Source organism: Janthinobacterium sp. GW456P, assembly GCF_002127655.1.
In the GTDB taxonomy this organism is placed as follows: Bacteria; Pseudomonadota; Gammaproteobacteria; order Burkholderiales; family Burkholderiaceae_D; genus Janthinobacterium.
Genome location: NZ_NEHB01000002.1, coordinates 1 through 14,990, shown reverse-complemented (window position 1 = coordinate 14,990; position 14,990 = coordinate 1). Strand labels below are relative to the sequence as shown.

Annotated in this window: 11 protein-coding genes and 1 tRNA gene; 9 read left to right on the top strand and 3 right to left on the bottom strand. The window is 65.2% G+C overall.

Going from position 1 to position 14,990, the window contains the following annotated elements; genetic code table 11:
- The first annotated feature begins 99 nt into the window (after positions 1 to 99).
- The 3 genes from CBW66_RS02465 to CBW66_RS02455 are packed head-to-tail and all read left to right on the top strand — an operon-like array spanning position 100 to position 2,452.
- The gene (locus CBW66_RS02465) at positions 100 to 1,020 is read left to right on the top strand and encodes a DMT family transporter (protein ID WP_086138415.1); all 921 of its coding nucleotides are present in this window, start codon (positions 100 to 102) and stop codon (positions 1,018 to 1,020) included.
- Positions 1,021 to 1,049: 29 nt separating this feature from the next.
- The gene (locus CBW66_RS02460; RefSeq protein WP_086138414.1) at positions 1,050 to 1,439 is read left to right on the top strand and encodes a methylglyoxal synthase; all 390 of its coding nucleotides are present in this window, start codon (positions 1,050 to 1,052) and stop codon (positions 1,437 to 1,439) included.
- A 23-nt stretch (positions 1,440 to 1,462) separates the two neighbouring features.
- Positions 1,463 to 2,452, top strand: coding sequence for a quinone oxidoreductase (locus CBW66_RS02455; RefSeq protein ID WP_086138413.1), 990 nt, complete (start codon positions 1,463 to 1,465; stop codon positions 2,450 to 2,452).
- Positions 2,453 to 2,647: 195 nt separating this feature from the next.
- Here CBW66_RS02455 and CBW66_RS02450 read toward each other — a convergent pair whose 3' ends face one another.
- Complete coding sequence (locus CBW66_RS02450) at positions 2,648 to 3,277, bottom strand: DUF4136 domain-containing protein (protein ID WP_086138412.1); 630 nt, start codon at positions 3,275 to 3,277, stop codon at positions 2,648 to 2,650.
- Positions 3,278 to 3,476: 199 nt separating this feature from the next.
- On the opposite strand from CBW66_RS02450, the gene pepN reads away from it, so the two are divergent.
- The 4 genes from pepN to CBW66_RS02430 all read left to right on the top strand — a co-directional run bounded on the left by pepN (position 3,477) and on the right by CBW66_RS02430 (position 8,063).
- Positions 3,477 to 6,131, top strand: coding sequence for an aminopeptidase N (gene pepN / locus CBW66_RS02445; protein ID WP_086138411.1), 2,655 nt, complete (start codon positions 3,477 to 3,479; stop codon positions 6,129 to 6,131).
- Between the two features lie 101 nt (positions 6,132 to 6,232).
- On the top strand, positions 6,233 to 7,234 hold the full coding sequence (locus tag CBW66_RS02440) for a class 1 fructose-bisphosphatase (protein WP_086138410.1): 1,002 nt from the start codon (positions 6,233 to 6,235) through the stop codon (positions 7,232 to 7,234).
- 117 nt (positions 7,235 to 7,351) lie between these two features.
- Positions 7,352 to 7,427: transfer RNA gene (locus CBW66_RS02435), tRNA-Thr, on the top strand.
- Positions 7,428 to 7,622: 195 nt separating this feature from the next.
- Entirely contained in the window at positions 7,623 to 8,063 is a 441-nt protein-coding gene (locus tag CBW66_RS02430) for a hypothetical protein (protein ID WP_086138409.1), read from the top strand.
- 7 nt (positions 8,064 to 8,070) lie between these two features.
- On the opposite strand, the gene CBW66_RS02425 is transcribed toward CBW66_RS02430, so the two are convergent.
- Positions 8,071 to 9,162: a porin gene (locus CBW66_RS02425; RefSeq protein ID WP_086138408.1), complete on the bottom strand. Its 1,092-nt coding sequence runs from the start codon at positions 9,160 to 9,162 to the stop codon at positions 8,071 to 8,073.
- A gap of 7 nt (positions 9,163 to 9,169) precedes the next feature.
- Entirely contained in the window at positions 9,170 to 11,044 is a 1,875-nt protein-coding gene (locus CBW66_RS02420) for an amidohydrolase (protein WP_086138407.1), read from the bottom strand.
- A gap of 249 nt (positions 11,045 to 11,293) precedes the next feature.
- Between CBW66_RS02420 and CBW66_RS02415 the strand changes: the two genes are divergently transcribed.
- Both CBW66_RS02415 and CBW66_RS02410 read left to right on the top strand, forming a co-directional pair.
- Positions 11,294 to 11,992 carry a YoaK family protein gene (locus tag CBW66_RS02415; RefSeq protein WP_086138406.1) on the top strand — a complete coding sequence of 233 codons (699 nt, stop codon included), beginning with the start codon at positions 11,294 to 11,296 and terminating at the stop codon, positions 11,990 to 11,992.
- A gap of 8 nt (positions 11,993 to 12,000) precedes the next feature.
- Positions 12,001 to 14,990, top strand: a 2,990-nt coding sequence (locus CBW66_RS02410; RefSeq protein ID WP_086153606.1) for a sensor histidine kinase, incomplete at its 3' end; no start/stop codon positions are given.

Genomic DNA, 14,990 nt, shown 5'->3' with positions numbered 1-14,990 from the left:
TCGGCTTACGCCCTTTGGGCTAACCCGACCTACGCCCGACCTACGCCCGACCTACGGCCCACCCACGCCGCCTTTGGCTTTTGCCATTACAATCTGGGCATGAGCTCCAGTTCCCCGCAAGCAACCTCTCCATCTATTCCCCGTTCCGTCTACCTCGGTGGCCTGGCCATCGCAGTGGGCGGAGCGGTGCTGTTTTCCACCAAGGCCATCGTCGCCAAGCTGCTGTACCGCTACCAGATCGACGCCGTCACCCTGATCGCCTTCCGGATGATCTTTTCGCTGCCCGTGTTCGCCGTCATCGCCTGGTGGAAGATGCGCACGGAGCCGCCTTTATCAAACAGCGACCGCTGGCGCCTGGTCGGGCTGGGCCTGGTCGGCTATTACCTGTCCAGCTATCTGGACTTTCTGGGCCTGCAATACATTTCCGTGGGGCTGGAGCGCCTGATCCTGTTTCTCACGCCCACCTTCGTGCTGCTGATTACCACCGTGTACTTCAAGCAGCGCATCAGCCGCCTGCAATGGCTGGCCTTGCTCACCTCGTATTGCGGCATCGTGCTGGTGTTCGTGCACGACTTGCAGGGCGGCGCCAGCAATGTGGCGCTGGGGTCGACTCTCGTGCTGGGCTCGGCCTGCTCGTATGCCGTCTATCTGCTGGGCTCGGGCGAGCTGGTGAAACGCATCGGCTCGATGCGCCTGGTCAGCTACGCGATGTGCGTGGCCAGCTTTGCCTGCATCGTTCAATTTTTCATTTTGCGCCCCGTCGAATTGCTGATCCAGCCCATGCCCGTGTATGGCTTGTCCTTGCTCAATGGCATCTTTTGCACGGTGATGCCCGTCTTTATGACGATGATCGCCGTCGAGCGCATCGGCGCGCCCATCGCTTCGCAGGCGGGCATGATCGGCCCCGTGTCGACCTTGTTCCTGGGCGCCATGATCCTCGACGAACCGATCACCAACTGGCAACTGGCTGGCACCAGCCTGGTATTGGCCGGTATTTACTTGCTGTCGAAAAAGAAATAATTCCTCCAACCACTGAAATGGTCCTCTCCATGAAAACACGCATCGCCCTGATTGCCCACGACAAGAAAAAAGATGACATGATTACCCTGGCGGGCGAATACCGGGACTTTTTGCAGGGCTGCGAACTGTCGGCCACGGGCACCACGGGCGGCCGCCTGATCAACGAGCTGGGCCTGGCGGTGGAGCGCAAGCATTCGGGCCCGTTCGGCGGCGATTTGCAGATCGGCTCGCTGCTGGTGGAAGGCTTGATCGATTGCGTGATCTTCCTGCGCGACCCGATGACGCCGCAGCCGCACGAGCCGGACATCAACGCCCTGGTGCGCGCCTGCGACGTGCACAACGTGGCATGCGCGACGAATCTGTCGTCGGCGCACCTGGTGCTGTCGCAACTGCAGGCGCGGGCCAGCGCGGCCGCCTGATTTACCCAGACTAGGAGATGAGCATGAGCGCAACGATGACCACCAAGGCGATCCGCATGCAGCGCGTGGGCGGCCCGGAAGTGATGGAATACGTGGATGTGGAACTGCCGCCGCCGGGGCCCGGCGAGGCGCGCGTGAAACACGAGGCGATCGGCCTCAATTTCATCGACGTGTATTTCCGCACGGGCCTGTACCCGCAGCCGCTGCCCAATGGCCTCGGCGTCGAGGGCGCGGGCATCGTCGAGGCGGTGGGCGAGGGCGTCACGGAAGTGAAAGTCGGCGACCGGGTGGCCTACGCGGCGCGCATCAATGGCGCGTACGCGCAGCAGCGCAACCTGCCGGCGGCCCTGCTGCTGGTGCTGCCCGAACGCATCGCTTTCGATACGGCCGCCGCCATGATGCTGCAAGGCTTGACGGTGCAATACCTGTTCCACCGCACGGTGGCGCTGAAGGCGGGCGATACCATCCTGTTCCACGCGGCCGCGGGCGGCGTCGGCCTGATCGCCTGCCAGTGGGCCAAGGTGCTGGGCGTGAACCTGATCGGCACGGCCGGTTCCGATGAAAAGGCGGCGCTGGCCAAGGCGCATGGCGCGGCCCACGTCATCAACTACAACACGGAAAACTTCGTCGAGCGCGTGCGCGAGATCACGGGCGGCAAGGGCGTCTCGGTGGTCTACGATTCCATCGGCAAGGATACGTTTACGGGCTCGCTCGACTGCCTGGCGCCGCTGGGCATGATGGTCAGCTTCGGCAACGCGTCCGGTCCCGTGCCGGCATTTACGCTGAGCGAACTGGCCTCGCGCGGCTCGCTTTTCATCACGCGCCCGGCCCTGTTCAGCTATGCCTCGAACCGCGCCAACCTGGAAGAGATGGCCACCTCGCTGTTCGGTGTCGTCAGCAGCGGCGAAGTGCAGATCGAGATCAACCAACACTACAGCCTGGCCCATGTCGCCCAGGCGCACACGGACCTGGAAGGGCGCAAGACGACCGGCTCGACCATCATCGTGCCATGAGCGGCGGCAGCGAAAGGGATGGCAGGCCAAAGTTTGGCCGCCTGCTGATCGTGCTGGCATTGGCGGTGGCGCTGATCGGCGTACTCACCTTTGCCGCCGAGGCGTATTATTCCTGAGTGAAAAAAGAGTGAAAAAAACCGGCTTGCGCGGCGCTGCGCAAGCCGGTTGTGTCGCCACGTTTGTGTTGCCGCGTCCTTACTCGATTTTCACTTCCACCTTGCGCGGCACGCCGCTCTGGCCGGGGAAGTCGGCAAAGGCGCTGGCGACCATGGCCGGCATCACTTGCGAGGTGGCGCGCTTGTTGCTGGTCGATTGCACCGTCACGTCGTAGAGTTTCTTGCCGTTGCGGTCATTGATCGTGATGCGCAATTCGCGCTCGTATTTATGGCGCACGCTTTCTTCCAGGTCCAGCGGACCATACCAGTAGGGGTTGTAGCCGAAGCGGCCATAGCCTGGCCAGGCGCCGTAGCGGTAGCCATAGCGGCCAGGCCAGTAGCCGGGACCATACCAGAACGGGTCGGTGGCTTGCAGCACGCGCTCAGGGTAGTCGACGGTGGAAAAATTCATCGCCACGCGCAAATTGGCCGCCGCAGGGCCGGAAGCTTCGCCGAAGCCGTGCTTGGCCAGTTCCGCGCGCACCAGGTTCTGGTAGCTGCGGTATTCCAGCGTATCGTTTTCGGCATCCGGCGTTTCAAACGCATACGATTTGTCCTGCAATTGCGCAGGCCACTCATGGAAGACGGTCACATCGCTGCGTATGGTGGTGGCGCAGCCGGTCAGCAACACGGTCAATGCGGCCATCATGATGGTGAGATAACGTTTCATTGCATGACCTCCTGATTAGTAGACGCAATTCATCGCTTAGTATTATAAGAATAGTTCTATTTGTTTCTATTCATTATTACAGAATGTTACCTGGTATGTCGGCGTGTAAGGGAATCCAACATTCCTGAGCTGAATCGCGACTATCGCGGGGCTGGTGTTGGTAAAATAGGCTTTTGCCTCCGCTCCCACCCAAATCCCTATGCGCACAGACAGCCCTCAGACGATTTACCGCAAAGATTACACGCCGCCCAGCTTCCTGGTCGACAGCGTCGAACTTGGTTTCGATCTTGATCCCGCCCGCACAGTGGTGGCGAGCCGGATCCGCATGCGCCACAACCCGGCCAGCACCAGCCGCAGCATCGAATTGCACGGCGAACACATCGAGCTGGTGATGGTGCGCCTGAATGGCAAGCAGCTGAAACCGTCGCAATACAAGCTGACGGCCGGCATGCTGACCATCCCCAAGGCGCCCGACGAGGTACTGCTCGATATCGAGACCGTGCTGGCGCCGCAGGACAATACTTCGCTGTCCGGCCTGTATGTGTCGAACCATAATTTCTTCACGCAGTGCGAAGCGGAAGGCTTCCGCCGCATCACCTTCTTCCCTGACCGCCCGGACGTGATGGCCAAGTATACGGTCATGCTGCGCGCCGACAAGGAACGCTATCCGGTGCTGCTATCGAATGGCAACCTGATCGAAGAGGGCGACCTGGGCGATGGCCGCCATTACGCCAAGTGGGAAGACCCGTTCAAGAAGCCGTCCTACCTGTTCGCCCTGGTGGCGGCGCGCCTGGTATGCCAGGAAGAGCGCTACACGCTCAAGTCCGGCCGCGAAGTGCTGCTGCAAGTGTGGGTGGAAGAGGGCAACCTCGATAAAACCGATTACGCCATGCAGTCGCTGAAAAACTCGATCCGCTGGGACGAGGAGCGTTTCGGCCTGGAGCTGGACCTGGACCGCTTCATGATCGTCGCCGTGGGCGACTTCAACATGGGCGCCATGGAAAACAAGGGCCTGAACATCTTCAACACCAAGTACGTGCTGGCCAATCCGCGTGTGGCGACCGACGTCGATTACGCGGGCATCGAAGCGGTGGTGGGCCACGAATACTTCCACAACTGGACCGGCAACCGCGTCACGTGCCGCGACTGGTTCCAGCTGTCGCTGAAGGAAGGCTTGACGGTGTTCCGCGACCAGGAATTCTCGGCCGACATGATCGGCACGGACACGGGCCGCGCCGTCACGCGCATCGACCAGGTGCGCACCCTGCGCCAGGCGCAGTTCCCCGAAGACGCGGGCCCGATGGCCCATCCCGTGCGTCCCGATTCCTTCGTCGAGATCAATAACTTTTATACGGTCACCATCTACGAAAAGGGCGCCGAAGTGGTGCGCATGTACCAGACCTTGGTCGGCCGCGATGGTTTCCGCAAGGGCATGGACCTGTATTTCGAACGCCACGATGGCCAGGCGGTGCAGTGCGACGACTTCCGCGCCGCCATGGCCGATGCGAATGGCCGCGACTTCACGCAATTCGAACGCTGGTACAGCCAGGCCGGCACGCCCGTTGTCACCGCTGCCACGCGCTACGACGCCGCCAGCCGGACGTTCGAGCTGACCCTGGCGCAAAGCTGCCCCGCCACGCCGGGCCAGCCGAAAAAACTGCCGTTCCACATTCCCGTCACCGTCGGCTTGCTGGGGGCGGACGGCCGCGACCTGCCGCTGCGCGTTGATGGCGTGGCGTCGAACGGCGCCGCCAGCGTCGTGCTGGAATTGACGCAGGCGTCGCAAACGTTCCGCTTCACGAACGTGACGGAAGAACCCGTGCCATCGCTGCTGCGCGACTTTTCCGCGCCCGTGGTGCTCGAATACGGCTATACCGACGAGCAGCTGCTGCACCTGTTCCGCCACGACAGCGATCCGGTGAACCGCTGGGAAGCGGGCCAGCGCCTGGCCATGGAGCGCCTGCTGAAACTGACCGCCGCCGTCGCCGCCGGCGAACCCCTGGCGCTGGACGACACCTTCATCGCAGCGCAGCGCGCCCTGCTGGCCGACGACACGCTCGACCCGGCCTTCCGCGAACTGGCCCTGATCCTGCCGTCGGAAACCATCATCGCCGAGCGCCTGGCGCAAGTCGACCCGCAGGCGATCCACGCGGCGCGCCAGTTCATGCGCCGCACCATCGCGGCCGCCCTGAAAGGGGAATTGCTGGCGCAATACCACGCCAACCAGACGCCGGGCGAATACAGCCCCGACGCCCTGTCGGCCGGCAAGCGCGCCTTGAAAAACCTGGCCTTGTCGTATCTGCTGATCGCGCCCGAAGCGGCGGAGCTGGACCTGGCGCGGCTGCAGTTCGACAATGCCGGCAACATGACGGACCGCGCCGCCGCGCTGGCGGCGCTGATTCATTCCGGCTCGCAGCCGCATGCGCAGGCCGCCCTGACCAGCTTCTATGCCGATTTCGAGAACGAAGCGCTGGTGGTCGACAAGTGGTTCGCCATGCAGGCGGCCGCGCCAGCGACCGACGTGCAAGCCGTGCGCCAGTTGATGACGCATCCGGCCTTCACCCTGAAAAATCCGAACCGCGCGCGCAGCCTGATCTTCAATTTCACCAACGGCAATCCATCGCAGTTCCATGCGCAGGACGGCAGCGGCTATGCCTTCTGGGCCGAGCAGGTGATTGCGCTCGACGCCCTGAACCCGCAAGTGGCGGCCCGCCTGGCGCGCTCCATGGACCGCTGGCGCCGTTACGTGCCCGCGCTGCAAGGCCACATGCGCACGGCGCTCGAGCAAGTCGCCGGCCAGGCCAGTTTGTCGAATGACGTAATGGAAGTGGTCAGCAAGGCGCTGGCCAATTGACTGCATGTCGGATGACGCGTTCCGGGGTCTGACCCGGCGGGTCTGACCCCAGCCTTTACCTTGGCTTAAGCAAAGAAATTCATTAAAACAAAAGGGAATTCATGAAACGCATCAGTCTTACGCAATACCTGGTTGAAGAGCAGCGCTCGAACAACAGCATTCCGGCCGAACTGCGCCTGCTGATCGAAGTCGTCGCGCGCGCCTGCAAGACCATCAGCCACGCCGTTGGCAAGGGTGCCCTCGGTGAAGTTCTGGGCACGGCCGACACGGAAAACGTGCAGGGCGAAGTACAGAAAAAACTCGACATCATCTCCAACGAGATTTTGCTGGAAGCGAACGAATGGGGCGGCCATCTGGCGGCCATGGCGTCGGAAGAGATGGAATCGATCCACCCGATCCCGAACCGCTATCCGAAGGGCGAATACATGCTGCTGTTCGACCCACTCGATGGCTCGTCGAACATCGACGTCAACGTCTCGATCGGCACCATCTTCTCCGTGCTGAAGGCGCCGGACGGCATGGGCCAGCCGACGGAACAGGACTTCATGCAGGCAGGCGCCAAGCAGGTGGCGGCCGGCTACGCCGTGTACGGCCCGCAAACCATGCTGGTGCTGACCTTCGGCAATGGCGTGAACTGCTTTACCCTGGACCGCGAAATGGGTTCGTGGGTGCTCACGCAAAGCAATATGCAGATTCCGCCGACGACCAAGGAATTCGCCATCAACATGTCGAACGCGCGCCACTGGCATCCACCGGTCAAGCGCTATGTCGACGAACTGCTGGCCGGCGACACGGGGCCGCGCGGCACCAATTTCAATATGCGCTGGATCGCCTCGATGGTGGCCGACGTGCACCGCATCCTGAATCGCGGCGGCATCTTCATGTACCCGGCCGACCTGCGCGACACCTCGATGCCGGGCAAGCTGCGTTTGATGTACGAAGCGAACCCGATGGCCTTCATCGTCGAGCAAGCGGGCGGCGCCGCCACCGACGGCAAGCAGCGCATCATGGACATCGCCCCGCACAAGCTGCACCAGCGCGTGCCCGTCTTCCTCGGCTCGAAAGACGAAGTGGCGCGCGTCACCGCGTATCACGCCGAGTAAAAAAGCCGCACTTTTCCACGATTTTCAGCGGCCCGCAGCCGGGCCGCTAAAAAAATGCAAAAAAGTTCGCGTTGACACTAGCAAATTTTGTGCATTGTTTGTAGAATGTGGGTCTTCGCCGTTGTAGCTCAGTTGGTAGAGCAGCACATTCGTAATGTGAAGGTCGCCAGTTCGATTCCGGCCAACGGCACCAAGTTTCATCAGAAAACCCGCCCACTTGCAAAAGTTGGCGGGTTTTTTGTTGTCCGCTATTTCAGCGCCCTGGCTGACGGGATCAATTTTCATTGGAACCAGGCCGCGAAGCAAAACACTGTACGTCGCGTTGCCGGGATGCCAAGTTTGCAGACTACAATACTGCACCGTCTTTCATATGAACGGAACTTTTCCCATGCCTGACAAAATCTATCAGTACCTGACCTCGCCCGGTGTGGACGATGGCGATACACCCCCCGCGGTCGATCTCGATCTCTACTTCGCAGGCAATAGCGACGAAGAGTCGATCGCGCCGAACCAGTGGGGCTATGGCCGCCCGCCGATTGCGCGGCTGTATGACATGTTCCGCGAGATCGCCGCCAGGCCGGACGTGGAAAAGGTGCTGGTCGGCTTGCACCAGGACTGGTGCGTTTATGGCCAGGCGGACGTGGACGCGAAATGTTTCCCGCCTGCGGAAAACGTGCATATCTTCACCTCCGCACCCCAGGAGGAGGTGGAGCGCTGGATCGCCGGGATGGAAGCCGACGGTGTCATCCCCGGCTGGCCTTATGGCAAGCCGGCCAACGCTCCTGATCCATCAGAGGGCTATGCCGTGCTGTCAGTCTGCTGGGACTGAGCGCCGCTCAGAAATTGTGCCGGATTCCCAGCGCCATGCCCGACAAGGTGGCGCCCTGTGTCCCCGCTTCGCCTCCCAGTCCGTTGATGGCGAAGCCGGCGATGCCGTTGCGGCCGTTGGCCAGGCGCGTGTAATAGGCATAGAGGCTGCTGCGCTTCGACAGCTGGTAGTCGTAGCCGACCGTGGCGTGGGTGGCGCCCGTGCCCGCTCCCGCGCGCACGGTGCCGATGCTTTCCAGCGCGTCGCCGCTGGCGCTTTGCGCATGGGCCAGGCCGATGCGCAGGCCGTGGCGGCCGAACTGGCGCGTGGCCGACACATACGCCGTGCGCCGGTGCAGTGCGCCCGTGGGCGTCGTATAGCGCAGGATTTCCAGCGCCACCGCCAGCTGCGTGGCTGCATCGGCACGCCAGGCCAGTGCCAGCTTGCTGCCATGGTCGTCCAGGCCGCGTCCCTGGTAGTCGTGGTGCGCTTCGTGCGCCACGGTGGCGTACAAGGCGCCGCCGTCGTAGAGCAGGGCCGCCGACGCCAGCGATGGCCGCGCGCCGTTGGCCGGCCGTTCCTCGCCCATGCCGCGTGCCATGCGCAGCGACCAGCCGGCCCACTGCGGCGTCCAGTAATGCACGCTGTTCTGCTGGCGCCGGTCGAAGGAATACGTGTTGCTGGTATTGCTGTCGTTTGAGGCAGAGCCGTTGCCCATCAGGCTCATATAGCCGGCCGTGGTCGGGTAGAACGGGTCGAGCGCGGAGGTGGCGCTGTTGTAGGGCAAGGTCCAGTTGCCGCCAAACAGCGTGCCCCAGGGACCCTGGATGCCGATGCGCGTGTCGCGCGCGGCAATGGACCCGGCACCCGTGTCTGGCGCCAGGGTGCCCTCGACCTGGAACAGCGCCTGCCAGCCGCCGCCCAGGTCTTCGCTGCCGCGAAAACCGAGCACGGAGCGGTTGTTGGACAGGCGCTGCACGCTGTCGCCGCTGCCGGACGAGTGCAGCGCCTCGAGCGCCACGTTCAGGCGGCCGTACAGCTGCATATTTTGCTGCGCGGCGGCGGGCAGGGCGGCTGCCAGCGCCAGCGCGCCGGCAGTGCATGAAAGCAAACGCGTCATGCGGGCCTCAGAACGCAAAGCAGCTGCACCCCAGGGCGCCCCAGAAGCCGGAGGTGGCGGCGACGGGGATGGCGCTCTTGCGCGCCACGTCGTGCGCATGGGCGTGCACGCCGCAGGGACCCTGGCACTGGTGCTGCTGCATCACGCTGGCTGTTTGCGGCGGCGCGGCGCGGTAGTGGCCGGCCACGTTTTTCACGGGCGACCAGTCCGGCAATACGGGTATCGGGGGCGGCGCCAGATTGGTAAATTCCGCCTGGCCGTAGACGATCTTGCCGCCGACGATGGTGAGCAGCGACTCGATCGATTTGATCGCTTCCTCATCGATGCTGAAAAAATCGGCGCTCAGCACGGCCAGGTCGGCGAGCATGCCTGCCTGGATGCGGCCTTTCTTGTCTTTCTCGTTGGAGAACCAGGCGCTGCCCGTGGTCCACAGTTCCAGCGCCGTGTCGCGCGACAGGCGCGAACCCGCATCGTACAGGCGCAGGCCGCCCACGGTGCGGCCCGACACCAGCCAGTACAGCGCCGTCCACGGGTTGTAGCTGGCGACCCGGGTGGCGTCGGTGCCGGCGCCGACCGGCACGCCCGTTTGCAGCATGCGGGCGATCGGCGGCGTGGCCTTGGCTGCCTCCGCGCCGTAGCGGTCGACAAAGTACTCGCCCTGGAAGGCCATGCGGTGCTGGATGGCGATGCCGCCGCCCAGTGCCTTGACCCGGTCGATATTGCGCGGCGTGATGGTTTCGCAGTGGTCGAACATCCAGGTCAGGCCGTCGAAGGGAATGTCGCGGTTGACTTTTTCGAACACCGTCAGCATGCGGTCGATCGACTCGTCATAGGTGGCGTGCAGGCGGAAGGGCCAGCGTTTCGACACCAGATGGCGCACGACCTTTTCCAGTTCGTCGTCCATGCCGGGCGCCAGGTCCGGACGCGGCTCGAGAAAATCCTCGAAGTCGGCGGCCGAGAACACCAGCATCTCGCCGGCGCCGTTGTGGCGGTAGTAGTCGTTGCCCTGGCCCGGCGTCACCATCTCCGTCCATTTCTGGAAGTCCTGCAGCTCGGCCCCCTTGTTCTGCGTGAACAGGTTGTAGGCGATGCGGATGGTCAGCTGCTCTTTCTGCGCCAGTTCCTCGACGACCGCGTAGTCTTCCGGATAGTTCTGGAAGCCGCCGCCCGCGTCGATGGCGCTGGTCAGGCCCAGGCGATTGAGTTCGCGCATGAACTGGCGCGTGGAGTTCACCTGCAGTTCGCGCGGCAAGGTCGGGCCCTTGGCCAGGGTCGCATACAGTATCATCGCGTTCGGCCGCGCGATCAGCATGCCGGTCGGGTTGCCCGCGGCGTCGCGCACGATTTCGCCGCCCGGCGGGTTCGGCGTATTTTTATCGTAGCCGACCACGCGCAGGGCGGCGCGGTTGAGCAGGGCGCGGTCGTACAGGTGCAGGATGAAGACGGGGGTGTCGGGCGCCGCCGCGTTGATTTCGTCGAGCGTCGGCATGCGCTTTTCGGCGAACTGGAATTCGTTCCAGCCGCCGACCACGCGCACCCACTGCGGGTTCGGCGTGCGCAAGGCCTGCTCCTTGAGCATGCGCAGGGCGTCGGCCAGCGAAGGCACGCCTTCCCAGCGCAGTTCCAGGTTGTAGTTCAAGCCGCCGCGGATCAGGTGCAGATGCGAGTCGTTCAGGCCGGGAATGACGGTGCGGCCACCGAGGTCGATTACGCGGCTGTCCGGCTGGCGGTGGCGCATGACGTCGTCGGCATCGCCGACAGCGAGGAATTTGCCGTCGGCGATGGCCACGGCGCTCGCCTGTGGGCACGATTTGTCGACGGTATGGAAGCAGCCGTTGATCAGGATCAGCGGTGAGGCGGAGGAAAGGGTCGGTTCGGACATGATGCAGCTCCATGGTGGCAATGCGGGGAGGGCCGGCGTGTGCGGCGCGAAGGTCGAGGGGCAGTCTAGCCCAGGGCCCGCGCGCAAACACGGGCCAAAAGATCAGGTAGGGCAGCTATCGCGGCGCGCCGACTGGTCTAAGGTCGGGTGCGGCGGCACGCGGCATGGCTTACCATGCCGGCAGTAGCGCCCGGGTTTGCGCCCGGGTGCATTTTTTTATTGCGGTTTACCGCATCGCAAGGAGTCCTCATGGAGCAAGCACCACACAGCCGTTTATACGGCACCAGCCTGGGTTTTTTGGCCGGCTTTGTCGATACGCTGGGCTTTATCGCCCTGTTCGGCTTGTTTACCGCCCATGTCACGGGCAACTTCGTGCTGATCGGCGCGGCGCTGGCCGAACCGACGCGCATCCCCATCCTGCTGAAAATCCTCGCCTTTCCCGCCTTTATCGCCGGTATCGTCGTCACGCGCCTGATGGTGCTGGCCATCGAGCGCCGTGGCGGCGCGGCGCTGACCCCGGCCTTTTTGCTGCAATGGGTCTTGCTGGCCGGTTTCATGCTGTTCGGCGTGCTGGCCGAGCCGGTCGGCACGCAGGTGGGCACGCTGGCGATGCTTGCCGGCTTGCTGGGCACGGCCGCCATGGGCGTGCACAGCGCCACCAGCCGTTTGCTGCTGGCGCACCTGGCGCCCACCTCCATGATGACCGGTAACGTGACGCAGATCGTGCTCGATACCGTCGACGTGCTGCGCGGCGCGGCCGACGGCGCCACGCATGCGCGCTGCATGAAGTTTTTCTGGCCGCTGCTGGCCTTTGCGCTGGGCGCCATCGCCGCCGGCTTTGGCTACCTGGCCTTTGGGTTCGCGGCGCTGGCCGTGCCGCTGGTGCTGCTGGGCGGCCTGATCGTGGTGGAGCGGCGTAGCGAACGGGCCGCCGTGACTGCGCCCTGATCGCGGCGATGCGCGCCTGCCTGCTCTGGCTGATGTTGATGCTGGCCAGCCCGCAAGGGCTGGCCATCGATGGCGCGCGCGGCATCCACCAGCTGCAGCACACGCGCTGGACGGTCAACGAGGGCGCGCCCGACGATATCATCGTCATGGCCCAGGGTAATGACGGTTTCCTGTGGCTGGGCACGCATGCGGGCGTGAGCCGCTTCGACGGCTTGCGCTTCGAACCCGTGCGTGCGCGCCAGGGCCATTTTCCCGACACGGTGGCGCTGGCGCTCAAGCGCGCCGCCGACGGCGGCATGTGGATAGGCTGGCAGGTGGGCGGCATCAGTCACGTCAAGGATGGCGTGGTGCGCAATTACGCCGAGCCGCAGGGCGTGCAGGCGGGCGCCATCTGGGGCTTCGCCATCGGCGGCGACGGCGCCGTGTGGGCGGCCGGCGTGTCCGGCATTGCGCGCTTCGATGGCCGGCGCTGGCAGGCGATGGGCGCGGCGCAGGGCTACACGGCGCAAAAGGCGTCGGCCGTGTTTGCCGACCGCGATGGCCGCATCGCCGTGTTCAGCGAAAAAGGCCTGTTCATCTGGCAGGGAACTCAATCGCGTTTCGCGCCGCCCATCGGCCGGCTCGACCTGCGCGCGCCGCCGCAGCAGGGATCCGATGGCCGCATCTATTTGCTGGAGATGCGCGGCATCCGCATCATCGACAGCCTCGAACGCTACGACCAGCCCGATCACCCATGGATTTACCGCGACACCAGCGGCACCAGCGGCAGCATGCTGGTCGACCGCGCGGGCACCTTGTGGTTCGACAGCCAGTACGGCCTGCACCGCACGCGCAGCGCCGGCACGCTGGCGCCGGGGCAGCTGGGCATCAGCGGCGACACGGAATCGTTCCTGCCGCGCGATGGCTTGAGCAATGTTCTCGTCGGCTCCATGTGCGACGACAATGAAGGCAACGTCTGGGTCTCCACGTACGGCGGCCTGGACCGTTTCCGCCAGGCCGCGCCCGTGGTCCTGCGCACGCGTGCGGCCTCCGAAGTGGGCGAGGTGTTCCGTACCCAGGAAATGCTGGCCGGGCCGGCAGGCGCCATGTGGCTGTCGCGCGACGATGTCCTGGGGCCGCTGCTGCTGGCGCGTCCCGACGGCACGGTGCTGCGCGCGCCGCGCCTGGGACCCGTCAGCGCCATCCTGGAAGCGCCGGGCGGCCTGTGGGTGGCGGCCCGCGCCGGCCTGCAGCGGCTGGCCGGCGAGGATGGGCGCGTGCTGCGCACCGTCGCCTATCCGTCCGGGGCGGCCGCGGTCAAGCGCATGCGCGCCGGTGTGCTGGCGCCCGATGGCAGTATCTGGGGCGTCTTCAGCGGCGCCGGCGTGTTCCAGTACCGCGACGGGGCCTGGCGGCGCGAACCGCTGTTGCCCGAGGGCGGCGCGAAAGTGCCGCTGGCGCTGCTGGCCGATGCGGCCGGGCGCCTGTGGCTGTCGTATGCCGATGGCAGCGTCGCCATGCTGGCAGCGGGGCGGCTGCACACCTTCGGTCCCGCGCAGGGCCTGGACCTGGGCAAGATTCCCATGCTGGTCGAATACCAGGGACAAGTCTGGGCGGGCGGGCAGCGCGGCGTGGCGCTGTGGCGCGGCGGCCGCTTCCAAGCCCTGCGCAGCGAACCGGCCAGCGTCTTCGAGGGCGTGGTGGGCCTGCTGCGCGCGCGCGACGGCAGCCTGTGGCTCAATCACGGCAGCGGTGCCGCGCACATCCCCGCCGCCGAAGTGGAACTGGCGCTGCGCGACGCCGCCCATGCCTTGCGCGCCACGGCGTACGACGCCGTCGATGGCTTGAACGGCAGCATCGGCATGCTGCACAACCGCTCGGTGGCCGAAGCGGACGATGGCAAGATCTGGTTTTCGCGCCAGAACGCGACCTTCTGGATCGATCCGCGCCAGGCGCCGGCGGCCTTGCCCGCGCCACGCGTGGAAATCGGCGCGCTGCTGGCCGACGGCAGGCGCATCGACACGCCCGCCGGCGGCGCCTTGCAACTGGCGGCCGGCACGCGCGACGTGCAATTCCATTACAACGCCGCCAGCCTGGGCACGCCGGCGCGTTTGCAGTTCCGCTACCGGCTCGACGGCTACGATACACAGTGGCAGCAGGCGGGCGGCCGGCGCCTGGCGCAGTACACGGGCCTGGGGCCGGGCAGCTACCGCTTCGAGGTGGTGGCCGCGAACGGCGATGGCGTCGACAGCGTGGTGGCGCAACTGCCGTTGCGCGTGCTGCCGGCGTTTTACCAGACCTGGTGGTTCCGCAGCCTGTGCGCAGCGCTGCTGCTGGCGGCCGCGTATGGCGCCTACCGCTGGCGGCTGCGCCAGCACGCCGCGCGCCTGCTGGTGCGGATGGAGGCGCAGCAGGCCGAGCGAGAACGCATCGCGCGCGAGCTGCACGATACCCTGCTGCAGGGCACGCAGGCGATGATTTTGCACTTTCATAATGCCAGCATGGCCATCGCCGAGGATGATCCCGCGCGCGCCGCCATGCTGCGCGCGCTCGACGACGCCGACCGCATGCTGGGCGAGGGACGTGACCACGTGCACGACCTGCGCGCCGGCGACGATGCCGGCACGCGCTGGAGCGCCATCCTGCGGCGCGAAGGCGAGCGGCTGGCGCTGCGGCACGGCATCGCGTTCCGCTATGCGGAGGAAGGCGAATCGCGTCTGCTGCATGCGCGCGCCGCGCATGAAATCTACCGCATCGCCAGCGAAGCGCTGCGCAATGCCTTCCAGCATGCGCGCGCGCAGGTGGTCGAGGTGGCGGTGCGCTATGCGCGCGGCGGCATCGAACTGGTCGTGCGCGACGATGGTCAGGGCTTGCCGCCGGTGGTCGCGGCAAACGGGCAGATTCCCGGACACTGGGGCATGCCCGGCATGCGCGAGCGCGCCGCGAAACTCGGTGCGCGCCTGTCCGTGGGCGCGCGCGATGGAGGCGGCACGCAGTGGCGCCTGCGGGTGCCGGCGCG

Excerpts from the sequence above, each read along its gene's own strand:
- CBW66_RS02420 (WP_086138407.1), bottom strand. The coding sequence starts at position 11,044 with ATGTCCGAACCGACCCTTTCCTCCGCCTCACCGCTGATCCTGATCAAC.
- CBW66_RS02450 (WP_086138412.1), bottom strand. The coding sequence starts at position 3,277 with ATGAAACGTTATCTCACCATCATGATGGCCGCATTGACCGTGTTGCTG.
- CBW66_RS02460 (WP_086138414.1), top strand. The coding sequence starts at position 1,050 with ATGAAAACACGCATCGCCCTGATTGCCCACGACAAGAAAAAAGATGAC.
- CBW66_RS02415 (WP_086138406.1), top strand. The coding sequence starts at position 11,294 with ATGGAGCAAGCACCACACAGCCGTTTATACGGCACCAGCCTGGGTTTT.
- CBW66_RS02425 (WP_086138408.1), bottom strand. The coding sequence starts at position 9,162 with ATGACGCGTTTGCTTTCATGCACTGCCGGCGCGCTGGCGCTGGCAGCC.
- CBW66_RS02430 (WP_086138409.1), top strand. The coding sequence starts at position 7,623 with ATGCCTGACAAAATCTATCAGTACCTGACCTCGCCCGGTGTGGACGAT.
- CBW66_RS02440 (WP_086138410.1), top strand. The coding sequence starts at position 6,233 with ATGAAACGCATCAGTCTTACGCAATACCTGGTTGAAGAGCAGCGCTCG.
- CBW66_RS02465 (WP_086138415.1), top strand. The coding sequence starts at position 100 with ATGAGCTCCAGTTCCCCGCAAGCAACCTCTCCATCTATTCCCCGTTCC.
- CBW66_RS02455 (WP_086138413.1), top strand. The coding sequence starts at position 1,463 with ATGAGCGCAACGATGACCACCAAGGCGATCCGCATGCAGCGCGTGGGC.
- pepN (WP_086138411.1), top strand. The coding sequence starts at position 3,477 with ATGCGCACAGACAGCCCTCAGACGATTTACCGCAAAGATTACACGCCG.